Annotated in this window: 23 protein-coding genes; 11 read left to right on the forward strand and 12 right to left on the reverse strand. The window is 69.3% G+C overall.

Annotation, left to right across the window (positions count from 1 at the left end; genetic code table 11):
• Positions 1-243: 243 nt before the first annotated feature.
• Complete coding sequence (locus ACIQLD_RS16750) at positions 244-3,351, forward strand: lamin tail domain-containing protein (protein WP_402609782.1); 3,108 nt, start codon at positions 244-246, stop codon at positions 3,349-3,351.
• A gap of 99 nt (positions 3,352-3,450) precedes the next feature.
• On the opposite strand, the gene ACIQLD_RS16755 is transcribed toward ACIQLD_RS16750, so the two are convergent.
• The 5 genes from ACIQLD_RS16755 to ACIQLD_RS16775 are packed head-to-tail and all read right to left on the reverse strand — an operon-like array spanning position 3,451 to position 6,334.
• Positions 3,451-3,741, reverse strand: coding sequence for a hypothetical protein (locus ACIQLD_RS16755; protein ID WP_402609784.1), 291 nt, complete (start codon positions 3,739-3,741; stop codon positions 3,451-3,453).
• A 6-nt stretch (positions 3,742-3,747) separates the two neighbouring features.
• Positions 3,748-4,149 (reverse strand): YbaB/EbfC family nucleoid-associated protein, encoded by a 402-nt coding sequence (locus ACIQLD_RS16760; RefSeq protein WP_402609786.1) that lies wholly within the window; start codon positions 4,147-4,149, stop codon positions 3,748-3,750.
• A gap of 11 nt (positions 4,150-4,160) precedes the next feature.
• Positions 4,161-4,724, reverse strand: a complete 564-nt coding sequence (locus ACIQLD_RS16765) for a hypothetical protein (RefSeq protein ID WP_402609788.1) — start codon at positions 4,722-4,724, stop codon at positions 4,161-4,163.
• A complete protein-coding gene (locus ACIQLD_RS16770; RefSeq protein ID WP_402609790.1) occupies positions 4,714-6,024 on the reverse strand; it encodes a hypothetical protein in 1,311 nt (436 codons plus the stop codon). The genes ACIQLD_RS16765 and ACIQLD_RS16770 overlap by 11 nt, the downstream gene beginning before the upstream one ends.
• Before the next feature lies 1 nt (position 6,025).
• Positions 6,026-6,334: a hypothetical protein gene (locus ACIQLD_RS16775; protein ID WP_402609792.1), complete on the reverse strand. Its 309-nt coding sequence runs from the start codon at positions 6,332-6,334 to the stop codon at positions 6,026-6,028.
• A 134-nt stretch (positions 6,335-6,468) separates the two neighbouring features.
• Between ACIQLD_RS16775 and ACIQLD_RS16780 the strand changes: the two genes are divergently transcribed.
• The 4 genes from ACIQLD_RS16780 (at position 6,469) to ligD (ending at position 11,655) form a co-directional block, all read left to right on the forward strand.
• Positions 6,469-6,651 carry a hypothetical protein gene (locus ACIQLD_RS16780; protein WP_402609794.1) on the forward strand — a complete coding sequence of 61 codons (183 nt, stop codon included), beginning with the start codon at positions 6,469-6,471 and terminating at the stop codon, positions 6,649-6,651.
• A gap of 65 nt (positions 6,652-6,716) precedes the next feature.
• Positions 6,717-9,191: an ATP-dependent helicase gene (locus ACIQLD_RS16785; RefSeq protein WP_402609797.1), complete on the forward strand. Its 2,475-nt coding sequence runs from the start codon at positions 6,717-6,719 to the stop codon at positions 9,189-9,191.
• A gap of 63 nt (positions 9,192-9,254) precedes the next feature.
• Positions 9,255-10,490, forward strand: a complete 1,236-nt coding sequence (locus tag ACIQLD_RS16790) for an SseB family protein (protein ID WP_402609799.1) — start codon at positions 9,255-9,257, stop codon at positions 10,488-10,490.
• A 91-nt stretch (positions 10,491-10,581) separates the two neighbouring features.
• The gene (ligD, locus tag ACIQLD_RS16795) at positions 10,582-11,655 is read left to right on the forward strand and encodes a non-homologous end-joining DNA ligase (RefSeq protein WP_402609801.1); all 1,074 of its coding nucleotides are present in this window, start codon (positions 10,582-10,584) and stop codon (positions 11,653-11,655) included.
• 25 nt (positions 11,656-11,680) lie between these two features.
• Here ligD and ACIQLD_RS16800 read toward each other — a convergent pair whose 3' ends face one another.
• The gene (locus ACIQLD_RS16800) at positions 11,681-12,724 is read right to left on the reverse strand and encodes an ATP-dependent DNA ligase (RefSeq protein WP_402609803.1); all 1,044 of its coding nucleotides are present in this window, start codon (positions 12,722-12,724) and stop codon (positions 11,681-11,683) included.
• 45 nt (positions 12,725-12,769) lie between these two features.
• Positions 12,770-14,221 (reverse strand): phytoene desaturase family protein, encoded by a 1,452-nt coding sequence (locus tag ACIQLD_RS16805; protein WP_402609805.1) that lies wholly within the window; start codon positions 14,219-14,221, stop codon positions 12,770-12,772.
• A gap of 72 nt (positions 14,222-14,293) precedes the next feature.
• Here ACIQLD_RS16805 and ACIQLD_RS16810 point away from each other — a divergent pair, with 72 nt between their 5' ends.
• Together ACIQLD_RS16810 and ACIQLD_RS16815 are read left to right on the forward strand one after the other, a co-directional pair.
• The gene (locus ACIQLD_RS16810; RefSeq protein WP_402609807.1) at positions 14,294-14,782 is read left to right on the forward strand and encodes a hypothetical protein; all 489 of its coding nucleotides are present in this window, start codon (positions 14,294-14,296) and stop codon (positions 14,780-14,782) included.
• Between the two features lies 1 nt (position 14,783).
• Positions 14,784-15,308, forward strand: coding sequence for a GNAT family N-acetyltransferase (locus ACIQLD_RS16815; protein ID WP_402609809.1), 525 nt, complete (start codon positions 14,784-14,786; stop codon positions 15,306-15,308).
• 39 nt (positions 15,309-15,347) lie between these two features.
• Here ACIQLD_RS16815 and ACIQLD_RS16820 read toward each other — a convergent pair whose 3' ends face one another.
• Positions 15,348-16,148, reverse strand: coding sequence for a helix-turn-helix domain-containing protein (locus tag ACIQLD_RS16820; RefSeq protein ID WP_402609811.1), 801 nt, complete (start codon positions 16,146-16,148; stop codon positions 15,348-15,350).
• A gap of 54 nt (positions 16,149-16,202) precedes the next feature.
• Here ACIQLD_RS16820 and ACIQLD_RS16825 point away from each other — a divergent pair, with 54 nt between their 5' ends.
• Entirely contained in the window at positions 16,203-17,486 is a 1,284-nt protein-coding gene (locus ACIQLD_RS16825; protein ID WP_402609813.1) for a CynX/NimT family MFS transporter, read from the forward strand.
• Positions 17,487-17,507: 21 nt separating this feature from the next.
• Here ACIQLD_RS16825 and ACIQLD_RS16830 read toward each other — a convergent pair whose 3' ends face one another.
• Positions 17,508-18,743: an acyl-CoA dehydrogenase family protein gene (locus ACIQLD_RS16830; protein WP_402609815.1), complete on the reverse strand. Its 1,236-nt coding sequence runs from the start codon at positions 18,741-18,743 to the stop codon at positions 17,508-17,510.
• 80 nt (positions 18,744-18,823) lie between these two features.
• Positions 18,824-19,483 carry a TetR/AcrR family transcriptional regulator gene (locus ACIQLD_RS16835; RefSeq protein ID WP_402609817.1) on the reverse strand — a complete coding sequence of 220 codons (660 nt, stop codon included), beginning with the start codon at positions 19,481-19,483 and terminating at the stop codon, positions 18,824-18,826.
• Between the two features lie 60 nt (positions 19,484-19,543).
• On the opposite strand from ACIQLD_RS16835, the gene ACIQLD_RS16840 reads away from it, so the two are divergent.
• The 3 genes from ACIQLD_RS16840 (at position 19,544) to sucD (ending at position 22,100) form a co-directional block, all read left to right on the forward strand.
• A complete protein-coding gene (locus ACIQLD_RS16840; RefSeq protein ID WP_402609819.1) occupies positions 19,544-19,897 on the forward strand; it encodes a DUF2510 domain-containing protein in 354 nt (117 codons plus the stop codon).
• A 115-nt stretch (positions 19,898-20,012) separates the two neighbouring features.
• Positions 20,013-21,179, forward strand: coding sequence for an ADP-forming succinate--CoA ligase subunit beta (gene sucC, locus ACIQLD_RS16845; RefSeq protein ID WP_136056175.1), 1,167 nt, complete (start codon positions 20,013-20,015; stop codon positions 21,177-21,179).
• Positions 21,180-21,197: 18 nt separating this feature from the next.
• A complete protein-coding gene (gene sucD / locus ACIQLD_RS16850) occupies positions 21,198-22,100 on the forward strand; it encodes a succinate--CoA ligase subunit alpha (protein ID WP_021198863.1) in 903 nt (300 codons plus the stop codon).
• Positions 22,101-22,175: 75 nt separating this feature from the next.
• On the opposite strand, the gene ACIQLD_RS16855 is transcribed toward sucD, so the two are convergent.
• The gene (locus ACIQLD_RS16855; protein ID WP_402609822.1) at positions 22,176-22,478 is read right to left on the reverse strand and encodes a DUF664 domain-containing protein; all 303 of its coding nucleotides are present in this window, start codon (positions 22,476-22,478) and stop codon (positions 22,176-22,178) included.
• 75 nt (positions 22,479-22,553) lie between these two features.
• Positions 22,554-23,132 carry a TetR/AcrR family transcriptional regulator gene (locus tag ACIQLD_RS16860; protein WP_402609824.1) on the reverse strand — a complete coding sequence of 193 codons (579 nt, stop codon included), beginning with the start codon at positions 23,130-23,132 and terminating at the stop codon, positions 22,554-22,556.
• Positions 23,133-23,143 lie beyond the last annotated feature (11 nt).

Below are 23,143 nucleotides of genomic sequence, written 5' to 3' on the forward strand. Positions count from 1 at the left end.
TGCTCCGGTCGCATTTCCTGCCGTTCCGGACGCTCTCAGGCGGCAGGAAGTGAGACCTGATCGAACCGGATCACGGTGAGGAGGTCGTGGCGGCAGATCGCCACCTCCCGTTCATCTGCTGTGCACTCGGGAGATTCTCCGCGGCCACGCGGGATCGGTGGTCTGGGCTGGTACCCGACTGAGTCCCCTCCGGACCGGCCCCGCGTCCAGCGGGGTCCGCCGGCCCAGCCACAGGAGTCCTCCATGCCCCGCCTGCACAGTGCAGCGGCACTCGCGGCGGTATGCGCCGTGAGCGCATCCGCCCTGCTCGCCACTCCCGCCGCCGCGATCGGCGCCGATCCCGGCATCCGTCCGTCCGAGGTGCTCTCGGCTGCTCCGAGTCTCGTCCTGAACGAGATCGTCTATGACGACGCGGCGACGGGCCTCGCCGATCAGGTCGAGATCTACAACGCCGGAGCCGAGACGGTCGACCTCACCGGATGGACCATCGCCGATGAGAAGCGCGACAGCTTCGGCAAGGCTCCGGATGGTACCTCGCTCGCCCCGGGGGAGTTCCTGGTGCTGGTGAAGGACGTCGACTTCGCCTTCGGGCTTGGCAAGGGCGACGAGGTCGTGCTCTTCGACCCGAGCAGCGCCGAAGTCGACTCCTACGCTTATGCGAACACCGCGCCGCTGTCGGTGTGGGCGCGCTGCCCCGACGGCACGGGCGCCTGGGCGCCGGCGACGCGGGTGACGCCCGGAGCTCCGAACGACTGCGCGGTCGCTCCTGTCGCCGGTTCCATCGTGATCAACGAGGTCGACTCGCAGCCGGCCGACTGGGTGGAGTTCTACAACCCCGGCACCGGACCACTCGATATCTCGGGCTACGAGATCCGAGACAACTCCGACGATCACCGCTGGCAGTTCCTCCCGGGAACGCAGATCGGAGCGGGACAGTTCCTCGTGGTCGAGGAAGGCACGGTCGGACTCTCGGGAGGCGTCGAGGCCGCATTCCGCGAGCCGATCGGCATCGGCAGCGCCGACCGCATCCGCCTCTACGATCCCTCGGGCGCGATGATCGACGACACTCTCCCGTGGCAGGGTCACGCGGCGATCGATGGCGACTTCGCCGCGGCCACCCTGGCACGCTGCCCGGACGGCGTCGGCTCCTTCCTGCTCGCGCACCCGACCCCCGGCGCCTCGAACTCGTGCGTCCTGCCCGACGTCGTGATCAACGAGATCGAGTCGAACGGCGACACCACCGACTGGGTCGAGGTCGTGAACACGGGCGGCACGGCGGTGGACCTCTCCGGCTGGACGGTGATGGACGACGACCCGACCGGTCACGCGTCCGAGACCACTCCGCTCCCAGCCGGCACGATCCTGCAGCCCGGGGGCTACTTCGTCTTCGATCAGCCGGCGAACTTCATCTTCGGTCTCGGCAACGGCGACACCGTGACGATCCGCGATGCGAACGGCAACACCGTCGACGAACAGGTGTACGCCGCGCATGCCGCGGGCGTCCTCGCGCGTTGTGCTGATGCCACCGGCGACTTCGTCGACATCGCGGTCTCGACCAAGGGGCTGCGCAACGCGTGCGGCAACCCGGTGCGCATCAACGAGGTCGAATCCGACGGCGGCTCGCCCGACGATTGGGTGGAGCTCGTGAACCCGACGGGCACGGCGCTCGACATCTCGGGCATCGTGGTCAAGGACGACGACGACACCCACGCGTACGTGATCCCGGCCGGTACGTCGATCGGTGCGGGGGAGTACCTCGTGATCGAGCGGCCTCAGCTCGGGTTCGGACTCGGCGCCGGAGATGCGGTGCGGGTCTTCGACGGCGACCTGCTCGTCGATGAGACCTCATGGGGCGCGGGCCACTCAGCCACGACCTGGGGGCGCTGCCCCGACACCACCGGAACCTTCGCGGCCACGGCAGCGGCCACGAAGGGCACCGCGAACGTGTGCCCCGGTGAGGTCACCGTGTCGCCGTGGCCCGGCTCTGCCGAAGTACGCGTGGTGGACGACATCCCGATGTTCCTCGAGGACAGCTCGGGCCTCGACGTGCAGGAGACCGACGACGGGGCGTTCCTCTGGGCTGTCGACAACGGCGAAGGCCGCATCTGGAAACTCGAGGCTCATGCCGACGGCTCGGTCGAGAAGGTGGACGGCTGGGATGCGGGCAAGCGCGTGCGTTTCCAGAAGGATGCCGCGAATCCCTCAGCCGCCGGCCCCGACACCGAAGGCATCACGGTCGACGACGACGGCTTCGTGTACGTGGCCTCCGAGCGTGACAACAGTGCCAAGGGTGTGAACCAGAACGTGGTGCTGAAGGTCGACCCCGAGGCCGCGAACGGCGACCTGGTCGCTCAGCAGGAATGGGACCTGACCACGCTGCTTCCCGCTGTGGGCGCGAACCTGGGCATGGAGGCCGTGCAGTGGGTGCCGGACGCCGCGCTCGCCGGAAAGCTCTTCGACGACAGGACGGGTGCGGCGTACGACCCGAAGGGCTACCCCGGTCACGGCGACGGGCTGTTCTTCGTGGCCGTCGAGGACAACGGCCACGTCTACGCATTCGCCCTCGGGTCCGACGGCTCCGCCACGCTCGTGTCGGAGATGGCACCGGGCCTCACCGGAGTCATGGCGCTCGACTACGACACCGTGCGCAACACCCTGTGGGCCGTGTGCGACGACGGCTGCCAGGGCCGCTCGGCCGAGATCACATTGAACGGCACCGCGCAGCCGACCCTCGCGCACTACGCCCGCCCCGCCGGTATGCCCGACATCAACAACGAGGGCTTCGCGACCGCGCCGGCCTCGCTGACGGTCGACGGACAGCGCCCGGTGTGGTGGTTCGCCGACGGGTTCGCCTCCGAGGCGCTGCGTACGGGGACGCTGCCGGGGTCTGACCCCGGCACTCCCGGAGGAGAGAATCCCGGCACCCCCGGCAGCGGGACCCCGCCGCTTCCCGGCGCCGGTCTCCTCGACGGCAACCGCAACGGCGTCACGGTGGACCCGCCGGTCGCAACACGCGGACAGCAGGTCACCGTCACGGTCGGAGCGGGCAGCGCGGGGGAGGACGCGGAGGTGTGGATGTACTCCGACCCCGCACGGATCGCGTCCGGAACGCTGACCGCGCGTGGCGCGATCACGGTGACGATCCCGTCCGACGCGCCGCTCGGAGCGCACCGGATCGCGGTGTTCGACGCGGACGGCGCGCTCCTCGGCTGGACGGGCATCCGCATCGCGGCGGCCGCAGGCGGGCTCGCCGCGACCGGGGCCGGGCTTCCCGTCGCGGCGGTGGCTGTCGCGCTGATGCTCGTGACGGTCGGTCTGCTCATGGTGCGCCGACGCAGGCAGACGATCTGACACCTGCCCGATCGGGAGACGGGGAGGGACGCGCGGATCGCGGTCCCTCCCCGTCCGCACACAGACGGGGCGCGGTCGACGCCGAAGAGGGACGGGCTGTCAGAGTCCCAGCACCGCACGTGCCCCGTCGGCGTCGGCCTGCCGGTACTCCTCGGCGAGTCGCGCTGCGCGTTCCGAAGCGAGACGCAGGGTTCCGGCGTGCAGGCGCCACTGCGCGTCGAGGGCGGAGGAGCGCCGGGTGAACGCGTTCTGCGCCTCGCCCTCCCAGCGGGATCGGAGGTCGCCGGCGGCGCCAGCCAGGGCGTCGAGCGACTCCACGATGGCTGTGGCGGTGGCCAGCCCGCTCGCAGCGGTCTCGGCGAGCCGGTCGGGATCGATCGTGAGGTCCATGGCGCGTCAGCTCTCCAGGCCGGTCGTCGGATAGCCGCGTCGCGCATCCGACTTCAGGCTCGTCGCGATGTCGGACTCGGCGCCGAACAGCTCGGCGCTCCGATCGGCGAGCACCGACATCGCCTTGTGCTGCGCCTCTGCGATCGTCTCGAGCGTCAGCTGCGCGAGCACCGGCAGCGCGAGTCCCTCGGCCGCCGGACCGAAGTCGAGGGCGGCGAGCTTGCCGCCGACCCTGGCGCGCACCGTCACTTCACCACGAGGGCTGCGCACCGATTCGGTGATGCTCTCGACATCGGCGGCGAGGGCCTGCGCGCGTTCGCGGTTCTGCTGCGCCTGGCGGTTGATGTCGTCGAGCTGCCGCCGCGCCGCGGCGAAGCCGTCGTCGATGCCGAACGTATCGTCGGTCACGTCGTCCTCCGTCATTCCTGCTCGGTCACGCCGGAGGGGAGTTCCGGCGCCGCACCCGGCCACGTGCCGAGTCGTTCGACATTGCGTGCGCCCTGTTCCTTGTTCTGGGCCACCTCGATGGATGCGGAGCTGTAGGCGGTCGCCGCGGTCGCCGCATCCTGGACCCACCCGGCCTGTGCCGCGGCCGCCGCCACGTCGAAGCCCTGGGGCGACGTGGTGCGCACGCTGATGTCGATCCGGGAGTTGGGCATGTAGCCCTCGCGTACCGACCAGACCGAGGCGACGACGAAGTCGACGAGCGCCGCGCCGTCGGCGATCGCGTAGCCCGGCTCGACCTCGAGGGCGACGGCGTACCCGGTGTTGCCCTTGACGTTCGGTCGGTCGCCGCCCGTGATCTCGGCGACAGAGATGCCAGGGAGCGCGTCGAGGGAATCGCGCATCTCGGCGAGGGTCTGGCCGCCGGATGCCGCATCGTGGGGGATGCCTTCCCCCACGCCGCCGCCGATCGTGCACCCCGTGAGGGCTAGCATGCTCACGGCGACGAGGGAGAGGGCGAACCAGCGCTTAGCGGCCATAATGCATCATGTCCTCGAGTCGGTACTGCATGTCGGACCAGATGCTGACATCGGCGATGCCGGCGTAGGCCGGGTTGGTGTTGCCGGGAAAGCCCATGCCGGACAGGATCGTCTCGTCGTAGGCACCCGTGACCTCGAACACCCCGCGACCGTCGACGTTGCGCAGTCGGAAGGCCACCTCACCCGGGTACTCCGGGTGTCCCGGCTTCGCGGCGATCACGAACCCGTCGTTCGTCACCTGCTGCACGACGATGTCGCCGGAGGTGACCCCGGGGATGCCCATGCCGAACAGCGAGGTCTTGATGGTCTGCCCCTCGCCGCTGAGCTGCATGTTGAGCTGAGAGTTGTCGCCTTCGCGCGACGGGAGGAAGACGTGACCGAATTCCTGCTGGAGCATCTGGTTGAGCTGCTCGGTGGTCATGTCGGTGGCTCCGAGGTCGAACTGATGGGAGTAGCCCAGGTCGTAGTCGCCGACGAATCGGTGGTCCGAGCCGGGGTAGGGGGTGGGGCCGGGATCGTACGTGTCTCCCATGCCGCCGGGAGGGATCGCTCCGGGCAGGCCGCCCAGGGGGCCGAGGAGCTGTCCAGGGGGAAACTGCTCCAGGAGTTCGCCGAGTAGGTTCTCGAGGCGCTGATGGAACGGGACGATCGCCCGGTAGAGGTCGGTCGCCAGTCGCAGCATCTCCCGCAGCGCCTGCAGGGCGCGGTCGATGTTGGAGGTGACCTCGGCGATGACCTGCGCGCAGTTGTCGGCGAAGTCCTGGATCACCTGCGCCTTCTTGTCGAGTTCCCAGGGCCAGCTGCCGAACAGGAAGTCCTTGATGCTGCCGCCCACGGTCGACAGCAGCTCGAATCCGGCGCACACCAGAGAGCGCATGACCTCGACGGCGCGCACGCACAGCTGCAGCGCCTGGCTCATCACCTTCGACCAGTCGGCGATCGAATGCGTCGCAGCGGTCAGCACCCGCAGGGAGCCCTCCACGACCAGGGCGGTCAGCCCCTGCACCTGCCCGCTGATCTGCGAGAGCGCCTGCTGATAGAGCGCGGAGACCGATTGCACGTCGCCTGCGTACGTCTCCCAGGTGTGGGACGCCTGATACAGCCCCGCCGGGTCACCCGTCACCTGCTCGAGAAGCTGCTCCAGTGGTCGGACGAAACGCATGATCTCGGAGGCGAAGCCATGCAGTCCGCCGCCGCAGTCGTCGCCGGCGCCGCCACGGGCGGGGAGCTGACTGCTCCAGCTTCCCGAGGCGAGGGCGGACGCGGCTGCGTCCGCGTCCGGCAGGATGGCGGTGCTCACCTCAGCCCCCCGCGGCGATGCGCTCGAGATCGGCGCGGCCGTCGTCGTCGACGGTGCGGAAACCCGCCACGGCCTTCTCCACGCCGTCGGCGGTGCGCTGCGAGACCGTCCCGACGAAGCCGGTCGCTCCCTCGACGACGGCCCCGACCGAGTTGAGCACCGGGGGGATGAACGCGCCGATCGGCCCGAAGGCCATACCGGGCACCGCGGACGAGATGCTGTTCCGCGCGGACGCGAGCTTCGCCGCGGCCTCCGTCAGCGTGCTTCGCGCGGCGGCATAGGCCTCGCTGTGGACTTCGATCTCCGCCATCTGGTCGGCTCCCCCCCGGAATCTGCGCGTCCGATCGACCGGATGGATGAACGGACAGAGTCCACGATAGGTCGGGCGCCTGGGGATGCCAAGCGGCGGCGGTCTCCGTCGGGGTCGGGCTCAGCCTGGTGTTCATGGTGCTCGCCTTCGTCGTGTTCGCGCTGTACGGAGTCTTCGCGGCGACCATGCGCGTCCAGGTTCTGGGGCGTGCGAAGGTCATGATGCGAGTGCGCCGCTCCTTCGCCGCGACATACGTGCTCCCGGCCGGACGTCTCGCGCTGGAGACCCGGTGGCTCCCGCGGGACACCGTGTCGTGAGCAGGCCTCCGGCGGGCACGATCCCGTGCCGTGGTGTCGGTGCCGACGCCTAGACTCATAAGGCCATGACCGAAGCTCCTCTCATCGTCCCCTCCACCGCCGGTCCTCGCTCGTCGGGAACCCCGGAGCACGACGATCTCCTCGCCGGACTCAACCCTCAGCAGCTCGAGGCCGTCACCTATCGCGGCCCCGCGCTGCTCATCGTCGCGGGTGCCGGATCGGGCAAGACGAGCGTGCTCACCCGACGCATCGCCTCGCTGTTGCGCGCCCGCGAGGCATGGCCGAGTCAGATCCTCGCGATCACCTTCACGAACAAGGCAGCCGGAGAGATGCGCGAGCGCGTCGAAGGACTGATCGGCGACGCCGCCCGTGGCATGTGGATCTCCACGTTCCACTCCGCGTGCGTGCGCATCCTGCGCCGCGAGGCCGAGCAGTTCGGGTACACGAAGTCGTTCACCATCTACGATTCCGGCGATTCTCGGGCCCTGCTCAAGCGACTGGTCAAGGAGCACGAGGCCGACGCCTACGGGCTCACGCCTGCTTCCGTGCAGTCGCGCATCTCGAAGCTGAAGAACGAGCTGTCGGACGCCGAGTCGTATGCGCGTCAGGCCAACATGAGCGACCCGGCCGAGCGCGTCTTCGTCGAGGTGTTCGCCGACTACCAGCGACAGCTGCAGAAGGCCAACGCCTTCGACTTCGACGATCTCATCGGACAGACCGTGTACCTGTTCCGGGCGTTCCCGCAGGTCGCCGACACCTACCGCCGTCGCTTCCGCCACATCCTGGTCGACGAGTACCAGGACACGAACCACGCGCAGTACTCGCTGATCCACGAGCTCACGCGCCCTGTGTCCGGAGCGGCCGGTGCCGCGCCGGATCCGTATGCCTCCAACGGCATGATGATCTTCGAGCCCGACCCCGCGCCCACGGCAGACGCCGGAGAGCCCGGTGCCTCGCTCACCGTGGTCGGCGACTCCGACCAATCGATCTACGCGTTCCGCGGTGCGGACATCCGCAACATCAGCGAGTTCGAACGCGATTTCCCCGGCGCCCGCGTGGTTCTGCTCGAGCAGAACTACCGCTCCACGCAGAACATCCTGTCCGCAGCGAACGCGGTGATCGGCAACAACTTCGATCGCAAGGACAAGAAGCTCTGGAGCGACCGCGGCGAGGGCGATCTCATCGTCGGCTTCACCGGCTACTCGCAGCACGACGAGGCGCAGTTCGTGGCTGACGAGGTCGAGGCGCTGCATCGAGCCGGCATGCCCTACTCCGAGATGGCGGTCTTCTACCGCACGAACTCGCAGTCCCGTGCGCTCGAAGAGATCTTCATCCGCTCGGCGGTGCCCTACAAGATCATGGGCGGCACCAAGTTCTACGATCGCGCCGAGATCAAGGACGCGCTCGCGTACCTCGTCGCCGTGGCGAACCCGGCCGACGAGATGTCGGTGCGGCGCATTCTGAACAAGCCGCGACGCGGCATCGGCGATGTGACCGAGACCGCCATCGCGCGGTTCGCGGAAGAGCACGGCATCAGCTTCCGCGACGCGCTGTCGATGCCGGGCCAGCTCGGCGTCGGTCCGAAGATCCAGGCGGCGATCGCCAAGCTCGATGCGGTGCTCGCCGAAGCCACCGCGATCATGATCCCGGCCACCGGGGAGCTGCCCCCGCCCACGACCGTCGCCGACGGCCTGAGCGTGCTGCTGGGCAAGAGCGGATACCTCGACGCCCTGCGCGCGAGCCGCGACCCGCAGGACGAGGCGCGGGTGGAGAACCTCGACGAGTTCGTGGCCGTCGCCCGCGACTTCGCCCGCAACAACCCCGAGGGCACGATCGTCGACTTCCTCACCGAAGTCGCCCTGGTCTCCGACGCCGACGACCTCGACGACGAATCGGGCTCGGTCTCCCTCATGACCATGCACACGGCCAAGGGCCTGGAGTACGACGCTGTTTTCGTCACGGGGGTCGAGGAAGACCTCATCCCGCACCGCATCTCGGCTGGCGAGCCCGGGGGGCCGCAAGAGGAACGACGACTCTTCTACGTCGGCATCACGCGTGCCCGCAAGCGTCTGCATCTGTCCCTCGCGATGACGAGGGCGCAGTTCGGTGAGGTCACGGTCGCGATGCCCAGTCGCTTCCTGCAGGAGATCCCCGCGAGCCTGATCGATTGGCGGCAGTCGCCGGGAGATGTGAACTCGCGCGGCGGAATGCAGTCGCGCGCGCTGAACGCGCGTCGCCAGGGCAGTTTCGGTGGCTCGGGCTCGGGCGACCGTTTCGCGGTGAAATCGCTGCCGGGACGTGACTCCCTCAAGCCGCTGTCGACGGCGATGGACAAGTTCCCCAACCGGGTCACGGCCAAGATGCGCGACAACGGCGACCTCGAGCTCGCAGCCGGCGACCGCATCCGTCACGTCGACTTCGGTGAGGGCCGGGTGGACGCGGTGACCGGCGAGGGGGCGAAGCGCATCGCCCATGTGCGATTCGACTCGGCGGGGCAGAAGAAGCTCCTCATCAAGGTCGCTCCGATCGAGAAGATCTGACGTCACCGCGCCTGTTCCCGTTTCGACGGAACACCGGCGGGATTGCCGGTTAGGCTGGCTCATATGGCCCTCTTCTCCCGCCGCAAGAAGTCCGGTGACGATGCCGTCGCCCCCACCGCCGAGGATGTCGCGAACGACACCGCCCATGCCGAAGCCGCGCAGGCTGACGCCGCGCAGGCCCGCTTCGAGCAGGCCGAGGTCGGTGCCGTCGCCCCCGAGGAGCTGACCGGTGCGAGCCCTGCCGCGGAGAGCGCGGCCGGCGAGCAGTCCGTCGAAGCGCCATCGATCGCGATCTCCGTACAGGCGTTCCGGGGTGTCGGTGCCGAGGCCGGCCCCGAGGTCGCCCTCCCGACCGCTGAGGGTCTTCCGACCTCCGACGCCCCGTCCGATGCGACCCCGCCGGCCGCACCGCAGGCTTCTGCGCGTCCGGCCGTTCAGCCCGAGACGTCTCAGGAGCGGCGCCTGCCGCTGGCTTCCGCGCTGCCGCCGGAGCAGACCGAGACGGTCGCCGGGATGAAGGACAACGTGCTCCTGCGTGAGGCCCTCACCGAGATCGAAGCGGGCGCAACCAACGACCAGCTGCTCGGCGTGATGCGTCAGGCGCTCCAGGGGCACCTGTACATCCGCGTGAACGGCGATGCGCGTGCACAGATCAGCGAGGGCAAGGCGCTCTCCGTCGCCGTCGTCCGCGACAGCGAAGACCGTCAGTACATGCTGGCGTTCAGCTCGGCCGGCGCAGTGCGCGATTCCGTACAGCTCGAGGCGGATCCGTCTGCGACATCGGCGGTGGCGCAGCCCGTCACCTCGGTGCTGCAGCAAGTCGTTTCCGGTGACTTCGCCGGCCTCATCGTCGACAACGCCTCGGCCCCGCACCGGGTGGTGTTCCCGACCGAGCTGCTGCAGAAGACGCTCGAGCAGGCTGATGTCGACATGACGGTGAAGAGCATCCTCGCTGCGCCCCGCGAACAGGACTCCGTCGTCAAGGTCGGCGAAGCCCTCGCGACCACGCGGATGTGGGTCGCGGTCAACGACGGTTCCGGCGGTGGTCCCGTCGGCATCGCCGAGGCGCAGACCACCGACGGACGCCGGTTCCTGCAGCTGTTCTCGCACCCGCTCGAGGTCATCGCGCTCGGACGCGGCGACCGTCCGCTCCCGTTCGCGCCGGAGCAGCTGGCGAAGGTGCTCACGAGCCACGCCGACATCGCCGGAGTGATCGTGGACTCCGCCGGTCCCTCGATCGTCGTCGAGCGGGCCGCGCTCACACCGGTCCTCGTGCTCGCGGTCGACCTCGGCGACTGATACGACTCGACCACGCGGCCCGACTCGAACCCCGCGCACTGACGACGTGCGCGGGGTTCCGTCTGTCCGGGCTGCGCTCTAGGGTCGGAGCATGGCCTCAGAACGTGTGACCCTGACCGTCGCCGACTCCGATGGGGAGCGCGAGGTCGCGCTGTCCAGCCCGAACCGCGTGGTGTGGCCCGACCTCGGCATCACCAAGGCAGAACTGGCCGAGTACGTGCAGCTCGTCGCGGCGCCCTTCCTGACAGCGAACGGCAACCGCCCGGTCTCGCTCGAGCGGTTCCGCGACGGCATCGGTCCGGCCGGTGGAGCGCGAGCCGAGGGCTTCTTCTCGAAGAACCCGCCCAAGGGCACCCCCGACTTCGTCGACGCCGAGACGGTGACCTACAACAGTGGGCGCCAGCATCCGCAGATCGTGTTGAACCGTGCGAGCGCGATCGTGTGGGCCGTGCAGATGAACACGATCGTGTTCCACCCCTGGGCATCGCTCGCCACCGACCCCGACAACCCCATCGAGCTGCGCATCGACCTCGATCCGCAGCCGGGCACAGATTTCGCGGATGCTGTCACAGCCGCGCATACCCTGCGTGAGGTGTTGCGCGAGGCCGGACTGGAAGCCTTCGCCAAGACCAGCGGCAACCGCGGACTCCACGTGTTCGCGCCGATCGAGCCGACCCACGAGTTCCTGGACGTGCGGCATGCCGTGATCGCCGCCGGGCGCGAGCTGGAGCGACGGATGCCGGATCAGGTGACGACGAACTGGTGGAAGGAGGAGCGGGGTGAGCGCATCTTCGTCGACTTCAACCAGGCCAACCGCGACCGAACGATGGCCGGTGCCTACAGTCCTCGTGCGCTTCCCGGGGCGACGGTCTCGACGCCGGTCTCATGGGAAGAGCTCGACGGGCTCGACCCGAAGACGTTCACGGTGCGCAGCATCCCGAGCCGTCTGGACGAGGTCGGCGATCCGTGGGCGTCGATGCAGCACAGCCCGGGACGCATCGACACACTGCTGAAGTGGTGGGAGCGCGACAAGGAGAACGGGCTCGGCGAGCTGCCCTTCCCTCCTGAGTTCCCGAAGATGCCGGGTGAGCCGCCACGCGTGCAGCCGAGCAAGAAGGTCGCAGCGAACTGGGACGAGGACGGCACCCCGGCCGAGAAGGAGTGACGGCTCCCGCTCCGCACAGGAGAGCTCAGCTCAGGACATCGGCGAGGTCGTAGCCTGCGACGGTCTCCAGCTGCTCGTAGGTGCACGAGCGGGCATCGCGATCGGGGCGCCATCGCTCGAACTGCACGGTGTGGCGGAAACGGGAGCCTTCGAGCTGGTCGTAACGCACCTCGAGCACCCGCTCGGGGCGCAGCCGCACGAACGACACATCCTTCGATCCGCTGAATCTCGACCGTTCGCCCTCGGCTGTCACGGCGTCGCCCGACTCGTCGCGCTCGACCAGCGGGGCGAGCTCCTCGACGAGTTGCTGCCGCCGGGCATCGCTCCACGCCGCCACACCGCCGACCTGGTGGAGCACCCCATCGTCGCCGTACAGCCCGACCAGGAGCGACCCGACTCCCGAGCCCGACTTGTGGATGCGATAGCCGAGCGCGACGACGTCCGCTGTGCGGGCGTGCTTGATCTTGAACAGGGTGCGCTTGCCCGGGGCATAGGGCTGGTCGAGGGGCTTCGCGACGACGCCATCGAGCCCGGCACCCTCGAACTCGGAGAGCCAGCGAACAGCGGCATCGCGATCGCGGGTCGTGCGGGTGATGTGCAGTGGGTGTCCGACGCCCTCCATGAGGGTCTCGAGGCGTGCGCGCCTGGTCTCGAACGATTGAGTGAGCAGATCGTCGTCCCCGGCGGCGAGAAGGTCGAAGGCGATGAACATCGCCGGTGTCTCGACGGCGAGTTTGGCGACGCGTGAGGCGGCGGGATGGATGCGCTGGCTGAGGGCCTCCCAGTCCAGGCGCTGCGACCCGTGCGGTCCGGTGGCGACGACGATCTCGCCGTCGAGCAGGCACGGTTCCGGCAGCAGCTGGGGGATCGCGTCGACCAGCTCAGGGAAGTAGCGGGTCAGCGGCTTGGCGCCGCGCGACCCGATCTCCACCGTCTCGCCGTCCCAGGCGATGAGTCCACGGAAGCCGTCCCACTTGGGCTCGTACAGGAGTCCGGCCGGTGTCTTCGCGGGGTCGGGGACCGCCGGGACCGCCTTGGCGAGCATCGGCGCGGGGATGTCGTAGCGCATGGTCCCATCCTGGCCGCCGGGGATCCGCGACGGAAGGGGAGGCGATCAGTCGAAGAGGTCGGACAGCGTCGCGGGCTCTCCGGCATCCCGCAACGCCGTGCGGGCGGCATGCCAACCGGCCATGCCGTTCACGGAGGGCCCGGGAGGCGTCGAGGCGGACGCCAGGTACACGCCGCGCATCGGCGTGCGCCAGGGGGCGGGGGAGAGGGCGGGACGCCGCAGCGCTTGACGCATGTCGAACACGCCACCGGAGATGTCGCCGCCGATCTCCGTCGGGTTGATCGCCTCGCGTGACGACGCCGGGACCGCGTGGTGCGCGAGGACGAGGTCGCGGAAGCCCGGGGCGAAGCGCTCGACCTGTGCGGTGATGAGCGCGGTCGGGTCGAGGTCCGACCCCGGGGGCACATGGATGTACGCCCAGAGAACGGCCTTCCCCTCGGGGGCGCGCGAGTCGTCGAGCACCGATGGCTGCACGGCGAGCACATACGGTCGCTCGCTCACGCGTCCGGCGGCGACAGCGTTCTCGCTCGCCCACACCTCGGCGCGGGTGCCGCCCAGATGCACGGTCGGGGCTGCTGCCACGTCGGGGGTCGCCCACGGGATCGGTCCGTCGAGGGCGAAGTCGACCTTCGCAGCTCCCGGACCGTAACGGTACGAGCGGAGTGCCCGTGCATAGCCCGCGGGCACGTCGGGGTGCGTGAGCGCGAGCCGCGGCGACGTGTTCAGCAGCAGCAGGTCGCCCCGCCGAGGGTCGCCCCAGTCCAGTGTCCCGAGATCGGTGACGGGAGTGCCCGCTTCGATCGTGCCACCGTGCTGCTCGATGTCGGCGACCATGGCGTCGGCGATGCGCTGTGCGCCTCCGCGGGGGTACGGCCAGCCCCCCGCGTGTCCGAGAGCGGCGAGCAGCAGCCCGGCGGCCGCACCCGCGAGGGAGGGCTGCGGGGAGTTCGCGTGCGCGACGACCCCGGAGATCAGCGCCGCCGCCTCTTCCGTGCGGAACGCGTGAGCGGCGAGCGGCGTGCCCTGATCGAGCATCCGGATCGCGAAGCGTGCGGCGGTCACCGGGTCGTGGGGGATGCGCAGCAGCTGGTTGCCGGTGAAGTCGACGACCCCGTCGATGTGGCGGCTGAGTGGACGCAGGCGAGAGATCCAGGCGGATCCGTCTACTCCGAGGTCCGCCGCCGTGCGCTCGATGTCGCGCCAGGCGATCGCTGCGCGCCCGTCGTCGAGCGGATGCGCGTACGAGGCGTCGGGACGGATCCACTCGATCCGCCGGTCGAGGCCGAACGCCTGGAAGAATGGCGAGGCGAGGGCAGCCGGATGCACGGCGGAGCAGACGTCGTGCCGGAACCCCGGAAGCGTGGCTTCACGTGTGCGCACACCGCCGCCGATGGTGTCGGCGCCCTCCAGCACTCGCACCCGATAGCCGGCGCGCGCGAGCGTCACTGCGGCAGCGAGCCCGTTCGGGCCGGAGCCGATGATCGTCGCCTGCGCCATGACGTCAGTTTGGCACGTATACGAGCGGAAAACGGTCGGCCGTACCCCTCTGGGCGTGCGATCCTGGAACTGATGAAAGAAGTACAGGGGCCGACCCCCGCAGGCACCTCCCGTCCATACCGTTCGCTCGCGGAAGCGTTGCGCGCGCACCGCATCGATCCGTCCAACCACGCGTTCATCACCGCCATCGTCGAAGCGATCGGGATCAGCTCGTTCATCGACCGTGGTCGCTACATCGAAGCGATCCGTCGTGGTGAGGGCGCTCCTCTGCACATCGGTCGCACCTACACGAACGGCTTCACTGAAGACGAGCGTCTCGTCGTCGGTTCCGCTCCGCTGCGTCTGCAGCCGAGTGAAGGCCGCGCTCCGTACTACTACGTCAGCCACCCGAGCGAGTTCATCCCGCTGACCCCGCCGCGCGCGGCGAAGCGCACGACGACTCCTCGCGTCTCCGCACCCCGGGCGGAGAAGGCGCCGAAGCCTGTCGAGGAGCGCGACTACGGCGTGTGCGAGGTGTGCTTCATGGTGAAGACGCCCTCCGGCGGCTGCGGCTGCGACTGACGTGAGCGTCGATGCCGGATCAGGAGCCGACCGGCCGTCGATACGGCTCGCCGACCTGACGGGCCCCGACGCGCTCGAGGTCGGTGCGGCCGTGCGTGCGTATCTGCTGCAGACCGAGCGGGAGAAGAGTCTGCACGAGCACGGATCCGAGAGCGATCCTGCCGTGCCGCTGCCCGACCGCTATCTCCGCGAGGTCGATGACCCGGCCGTGGCGTACTCCGAGCATCGCGTACGAGTCGCTCAGCTCGGCGATCGCGTCGTCGGGGTCGTGGTGCTCTCCGTGCACGACGGTGTGGCCGAGATCAAGCGACTGTGGGCGCAGCCCGAGGTGCGCGGTCGCGGGGTCGGTTCGGCGCTGCTGGATGCCGCCCTCCGCGATGCGGCCGATCTCGGCGCTGATCGGGTGCGGCTGTCGGTGTGGGACTGGCGTGATGGTCCCGTGCGTCTGTATGAATCGCGGGGATTCGAGCGCGTGCCCTCGTGGGACGCTCGTGAACGGCTCGTGTGCATGGTGCGCGCGGTCTGAGCATCTGCGCCGAGCCGACGTTGACGGTGTCCTCGCGTGTCATTCCACGGGCTGGGACAGCCGGTATCGGCCGGGGGTCATTCCGACGAGCGGTGTGAACTGCTCGATGAACTGACTTGTCGTGGCCCACCCGCACGCGGCGGCCGTGTCGGTCACCGAGGTGCCGTCGGCGAGCAGGACGAGCGCGCGGTGCACGCGCAGCTGCAGACGCCACTGCCGATATCCCATGCCGGTCTCCTGCTGGAACAGGCGACTCAGTGTCCGCTCGGCGGTGCCGGTGCGCACGCTGAGCTCGCCGAGCGCCACGGGCTGGGCGAGGTCGTCCTCGACGATGCGGGCCGCCCGACGCAGACGCGGATCGTGGGGCTCGGGCAGGTGCAGGGGCTGCTCCGGCGCGGTGATCGCCTCGTCGACGATCACGCGGCGCAGGTGGTCCAGTGCGGTGATGCTGCGTGTGGAGTCGGACGTCATCGCCAGCACGGCCTCACGTGCCAGCGGTGTCGCGACGAGCACGGCAGGGGTGGTCGGGAGAGACGCGGCGAGCTCGCCGGTCAGATGGACGATGCGCATGTCCGTGCGACCATGCGCGCGATGACGATGCTCGGCGCCGGCGGGCACCCAGGCCATGCGGGTCGACGGCGCGATCCAGGCGCCCTCGTCGGTGAGCAGCGACAGCACCCCCGATGCCGCGTGCACCAAATGCCCCAGGGGGTGGGCGTGACGCGGCGACGTCTCGGCGTGCGCGAAGCGGTAGGCGCCCTCCATGGGCAGCGCGGCGAGGGAGTCGAAGTCGACCAGGTTCAGGTCGACCGTTCGGGATGATTGGCGAGTATTCGACATCACGATGCAGTGTACGTGTTTCCTGACACCCCGGGCAGGTGCTGGACTCGAGGCATGAGCACGATGCACGAGCCGTTCGACACCGCCCCGACACCCCTGACCACGCCGTCCACCCGCCGAGGTGGCGTCCTCACCGGGGTCTACGTGGGCATCGGTCTGCTGATGATCGCCCTGAACCTCCGCATGGGGGTCGCGTCCGTCGGACCGGTGCTCCCCGCGATCGAGCACGACCTCGGCATCCCCGCCGCCGCGGCCGGGCTGCTGACGACGATCCCCGTGTTCGCCTTCGGTGCCTTCGCGTTCCTCACTCCGGCGCTGACGCGGTGGATCGGGCTGCATCGGCTGCTCGCACTCACGATGGTCGTGGTGGCGGTCGGCATCGGCGTCCGTCTCGTGCCCTCGCCGGTGGCGCTCTTCGGCGGTACGGTGCTGGTCGGTGCGGGCATCGCGGTGGCGAACGTCTGCATGCCTGCCGTGATCAAGCAGGACTTCGCGCACCGCGTCGGGCTGATGATGGGGCTGTACTCCACATCACTGTTCCTCGGCGCGGCCGCGGCGGCCGCGTTCACGGTGCCGTTCATGACTGCCCTGGACGGGTCGTGGCGCGGCGCCCTCGCGATCTGGGCGATTCCCGCCGTGCTCGCGCTCCTGGTGTGGCTGCCCCGGGCGATGCGCACGGTCGCCGACGCGCCGACGGTCGCCGGCGTGCCGGTCGACGCGATCGTGGAACGGCGGGATGAGCCGCGGATGTCGGCGCTGCTGCGCGACCCCGTCGCGTGGGCCGTCACCGGGTTCATGGGATTGCAGAGCCTGAGCTACTACGCCGCCCTCACCTGGATTCCGACGATGCTGCACGACGGCGGCGTCTCGGTGTCCGATGCCGGGCTGCTGCTGTCGTACTCCAGCTTTCCCGGGATCGCTGCGGCGCTCCTCGTGCCGACGATGATGCGACGCCTGCGGCCGACGTGGCTCCCGGTCGTGCTGTCCGCGGTCCTCTGCGCGACAGGGCTGATCGGCCTTCTCGTAGCACCCGGCGGAGCCGCACCCTGGCTGTGGATGACGCTGCTCGGCCTCGGGCAGGGGGCCGCCATCTCGCTGTCGCTGACGTACATCGTGCTCCGTGCGCCGGACGCGCAGCACACGGCGCACCTGTCGACGATGGCGCAGGGAGTCGGCTACCTGTTGGCCGGCTTCGGTCCGATCGGCCTCGGCATTCTGCACGCCGCGGTCGGTGGGTGGGTCTTGCCGGTGGTCGCGCTCGTCCTGCTCCTCGCCGTGCAGGCCTTCGCCGGGTCGGCGGCGAGTCGAGATCGCCATGTGAGCGCCCGACGCCGGTGAGTCGACCCCGAGGTTCCTGTCTCAGGCGAACGCGCTCATCCCGGTGATGTCGCGTCCGAGCAGCAGCGCCTGCACGCTCTCGGTGCCCTCGTAGGTGTGGATGGCTTCGATGTCGGCCATGTGCTGCATCACGCCGTTCTCGAGCAGGATGCCGTTGCCGCCGAGCAGGTCGCGGGCGGTCGAGGCGATCCGGCGCGCGGCACGCGTGTTGTGGAACTTCGCGAGCGAGGCCTGGGTCGGGCGCAGCTCGCCCGCTGTCTCGAGGTCGGCCATGCGCCGGCAGTACAGCTGCATGGCGGTGAGGTCTTCGAGCATGTGGGTGAGCCGCTCCTGGACCATCTGGAACTTCGCGAGGGGCTTTCCGAACTGCACTCGCTGAGTCGCGTAGGCCAGCGCCGCCTCGTAGCAGGCGGTCGCGTGTCCGAGCGCCGACCATGCGACACCGGAACGCGTCGCGTACAGCACGATCGAGGCGTCCTTGAAGCTCTTCGTCCCCGGCAGCACGGCGTCGAGTGGCACCCGCACATCGTCGAGCACGATGTGCGCCTGGTGGATCGCGCGCAGCGAAGCCTTCCCGCGGATGACGCTTCCGGTGTAGCCGGGGGTCTCCTGCTCCACGAGGAAGCACCGCACCGCGCCGTGTTCGTCGGTGCCCTCGTCGTCGATACGCGCCCAGACGAACGTTATGCCGCCGGACGCGCCGTTGCCGATCCACTTCTTCGTGCCGCGGATGACCCACCCGTCGCCGTCGCGGCGGGCCACGGTCTCCAGCGACACCGAGTCGGAGCCGTGATCGGGCTCGGTCAGGGCGAATGAGCCGAGCACCGAGCTGTCTGCGAGCGCGGTGAGCCACTTCTCCTGCTGTGCGGGGGAGCCGAACAGGGCCAGGGTGCGCAGCGCGAGTCCGCCCTGCACCGCGAGGATCGTGCCCAGCGAGCCGTCCCCGCGGGAGATCTCCATGTTCACGAGGCCCGCCGCCAGCGGTGACAGGCTCGTGAGCGACGGGTGCTGGACACCGTCGACGACGAGGTCCATCTCGCCCATCCGGCGCGCGGCCTCGAGCGGGTACTCGGCGCGGTCCCAGGCGTCCGCCATCTGCGGGGCGACCTCGTCGACGTAGGCCTTCGCGCGATCCCATGCCTCACGGTCGGCGGTGGGGATGTCGGTGAAGACCGCGTAGTAGTCGCTGTCCTGACGTCCGGTGATGTCGTACGACGAGACGCGCTCGCCGGGGAAGGGGGAGGCTGCAGTGCTCATTGGGCTCCTTCGTGGCACCAAGTATCGTACTCCTCGACACTCGGTTCCACGACCCCGCAAGCGGCAGAGAGCTCGTGCGGCTAGTCGAGCTGGGACTGCAGTCGGCGACTGACCTCGGCGATCGGCATGGAGCGCGGGAACACCGCGACGACCATGTCATCCGGAGCGGTGGTCGACTCGCCCGCGACCCCGTAGCGGCGACGCACATCGGCCAGCGCGTTCTGCAGCGTCGCCAGCGGCACCTTCTTGCGGCCGCGCAGCAGCTGACGCAGCACGTGGTTGTGCACCGCCGTCACGAGCGCGGCGAAACCCACCGCATCCAGGGGGTCGACGCCGGGGAGCGCGCTGCGCAGGTAGTCGTCGAAGAGGCGCTCATAGCGGAACACCGTGATGATCTCGCGTTCGCGCAGCACGGGGACCTGACGCACGATCTGGTAGCGGCGTCTGGCGAGCTCCGGGTCGTGGGCGAAGTGGGCGAAGACCGACTCCGAAGCCGCGCATACCGCGCCCCACGGATCGTCGTGGCCCTCGTCGAGGAATTCTCTGAGCTGCTCCAGGAGCACTTCGTGATCAGCGAAGACCACGTCCTCCTTTCCGCCGAACTGGCGGAAGAAGGTGGATCGGGAGACGCCCGCCGCCTTGGCGATCTGCTCCACCGACGTCTGGTCGAACCCCTGGGCGCTGAAGAGTTCGAGCGCCGCGGCGACGACGCCGGTGCGCAGTTCTGCGGATTCGTGCATGGCGAAAGCCTAGACCTCGCCGTGCGGAGACGCCGATCCGCCGCCGTCATACTGAGGGGCGTGAGCGATGACAGGGTGGGCGCCGGATGGTACGAGACGCGACGACGCGGCACCCTGCGCTGGTGGGACGGCACGCAGTGGACTCCTCGCATCGAGGTGCGGGGTCGGGAGACGACACTGGCCGCGGACAGCGCTTCGGTGCGCAGACAGCTTGTCGTGACCGAGACCGTCCTCGTCGCCGTCTTGGCAGGCGCGATCCTCATCGCCCTGTGGGGTTCCCTTCCGGTGGTCGTGGTGCGCCCCGTGATCATCGCCTCGGGCGGCGCTCTTGTGGTCATGCCGCTCATGGTCGCTCGGCAGCTCCGACTGGTGGCCCTCCCCGCACGTCGCGCCGGAGTGCAGACCCGACGCTGACCGATCGGGGTACCGAGGCCGCAGGAGTCCTCAGACCGAGGTAGTAGGCTGGGGGACTGGTCGATGTCTCGACATCGAGAGAATTACCAGACAGCAGCCCAGTGAAGGAACCACAGTGGATCTGTACGAGTACCAGGCACGAGACGTTTTCGAAAAGTACGGAGTGCCGGTTCTCGCCGGCATCGTCGCGGACACCCCTGAAGAGGTGAGGGCGGCTGCCGAGAAGATCGGCGGAGTGGTCGTCGTCAAGGCTCAGGTGAAGACCGGCGGCCGTGGAAAGGCGGGCGGCGTCAAGGTCGCCAAGACCCCCGACGAGGCGTACGAGGCGGCGAAGGCCATCCTCGGCCTCGACATCAAGGGCCACGTCGTCAAGCGCGTCATGGTCGCGCAGGGTGCGCGCATCGCCGAGGAGTTCTACTTCTCCGTGCTGCTCGACCGCGCCAACCGTTCCTACCTGAGCCTCTGCTCGGTCGAGGGCGGCATGGAGATCGAAGAGCTCGCGGTCGAGCGTCCCGAGGCGCTCGCGCGCGTCGAGGTCAACCCGCTCACGGGCATCGACAAGGCGAAGGCCGTCGAGATCGCCCGCGCGGCGAACTTCCCCGAAGACCTCGTCGAGAAGGTCTCCGACGTCTTCGTGAAGCTCTTCGACGTCTACAAGGGCGAGGACGCGACGCTGGTCGAGGTCAACCCGCTGGTGCGCACCGAAGAGGGCGACATCATCGCGCTCGACGGCAAGGTCACCCTCGACGACAACGCCTCCGAGATCCGTCACCCCGAGCACGAAGCGCTCGAGGACAAGGATGCAGCCGACCCGCTCGAGGCCAAGGCCAAGGCATCGGGTCTCAACTACGTGAAGCTCGACGGCGAGGTCGGCATCATCGGCAACGGCGCAGGGCTCGTCATGTCGACGCTCGACGTGGTCGCCTACGCGGGCGAGAACCACAACGGCGTGAAGCCGGCCAACTTCCTCGACATCGGCGGCGGCGCCTCGGCCGAGGTCATGGCCGCCGGCCTCGACGTCATCCTCGGCGACCCGCAGGTCAAGAGCGTGTTCGTCAACGTCTTCGGTGGCATCACGGCGTGCGACGCCGTCGCCAACGGCATCAAGGGTGCCCTCGAGACGCTGGGTGCCACGGCCTCCAAGCCGCTCGTCGTGCGCCTGGACGGCAACCGCGTCGACGAGGGTCGCGCGATCCTCGCCGAGTATGCACACCCGCTTGTGACCCTGGCCGCCACCATGGACGAGGGCGCCGACAAGGCCGCCGAGCTCGCCAACGCCTGAGACTGAAGGACGAGAAGAATGTCGATCTACCTCAACAAGGACTCCAAGGTCATCGTCCAGGGCATCACCGGCGGTGAGGGCACCAAGCACACCGCGCTGATGCTCAAGGCCGGCACCCAGGTCGTCGGTGGCGTCAACGCCCGCAAGGCCGGCACCACGGTCTCGCACACCGACAAGGACGGCAACGCCGTCGAGCTGCCCGTCTTCGCCTCGGTCGCCGAGGCCATGAAGGAGACCGGCGCCGACGTGTCGATCGCCTTCGTGCCCGGTGCCTTCACCAAGGACGCGATGATCGAGGCCATCGATGCCGAGATCCCGCTGCTCGTGGTCATCACCGAGGGTGTCCCCGTCGGCGACTCGGCAGAGGCCTGGGCCTACGCGCAGAGCAAGGGCAACAAGACCCGCATCATCGGCCCGAACTGCCCCGGCATCATCACGCCGGGCGAGGCGCTCGTGGGCATCACGCCGGCGAACATCACGGGCAAGGGACCGATCGGCCTCGTGTCGAAGTCGGGCACCCTGACCTACCAGATGATGTTCGAGCTGCGCGACCTGGGCTTCTCCACCGCCATCGGCATCGGCGGCGACCCGGTCATCGGCACCACGCACATCGACGCGCTCGCCGCGTTCGAGGCCGACCCCGAGACGAAGGCGATCGTCATGATCGGCGAGATCGGCGGCGACGCCGAGGAGCGCGCGGCCGACTACATCAAGGCGAACGTCACGAAGCCGGTCGTCGGCTACGTCGCGGGCTTCACGGCTCCCGAGGGCAAGACCATGGGTCACGCCGGTGCGATCGTCTCCGGCTCGGCCGGTACCGCTCAGGCGAAGAAGGAGGCCCTCGAGGCCGCCGGCGTCAAGGTCGGCAAGACGCCGTCCGAGACGGCAGACCTGATGCGTGCGATCATCGAAGCGCTCTGATCTGAGCTACGCTTGATCTGAAGGCCCCGGACTCCACTCCGGGGCCTTCTTTCATGCCCGGGTGTGCGTGACGCTTCAGCGGCGGGCGGCGATATCGTCGCTGCGCCGCACTTTCCAGGAGTTGGCGGTGGCCACCGGCAGGCCGATCTCGGCCCGGGGGCGCCCGGTGATCCTCTCGTCGAACCAGACGCCCTCCACGTACGCCGTGTGACGCACGACTCCCAGCAGGCTCGGAGCGCCGGGGATCGGCGCGGACCGCGCCTCCTCTTCGGTGAGGCCTTCGAGGCTGGCCAGAATGAGCTCCCGGTACTCGAGGAGGCGTCGGTCGACGTCCCGTCTCAGGTCGAACGGGTGGTCGTTGCGGTGTCGCTGATGCACTGGATCTCCTTCAGGGCCGGGACCCCACCCTCCACGCCGGTCGGTGCGCTGCGCAGCTGCCGCGCCGCATCGCGCTCAGCTGCGCGGGACCACGGCATCCAGGATGCGGTCGAGTGCCAGGTGCGCTTCCGGCCGCGCGTCGGCGTCGTCGGGGTGCGCGGCGAGCCACAGGGCGAGCTCGTTCATCGCTCCGGAGAGTGCGGCCGTGAGCGGATCCACGAGCGCGGGGGAGACGCCGGCTTCGCGTAGGCCCGTGCGCAGCTCCTGCTCCGGTCCTTCCGCGTCGAGTCGGCGCCACTGCTCCCCGCCGAGCACGGCGGGACCGTCGACGAGCAGCACGCGTGACGCCGCTCCCCGGGTGATCGCGTCGAGGAACGCGTGACTGCCGTCGCGGAGAGCGGCATCCGGAGCACTGTCTTCCGTGGCGTCGCGGATCGCGTCGGCCACGGACTGCTGCTGGGCGGCCGCGACGTCGCGGAAGAGCAGCGGCTTCGACGTGTAGTGGTGGTAGACCGCACCTCGTGTGACTCCGGCGAGGCGGGCGATCTCGTCCACGGATGCGGTGGCGTACCCGTGCTCGGCGAAGTGGGTCGTGGCGGTCTCGAGAATTCGTCGCGCGGTCTCGGCGGCGTCGGCAGCGGATGCTCGGGGCATGACTCTTTCCT

This window comes from Microbacterium sp. NPDC091662 (assembly GCF_044756705.1).
GTDB lineage: Bacteria > Actinomycetota > Actinomycetes > Actinomycetales > Microbacteriaceae > Microbacterium.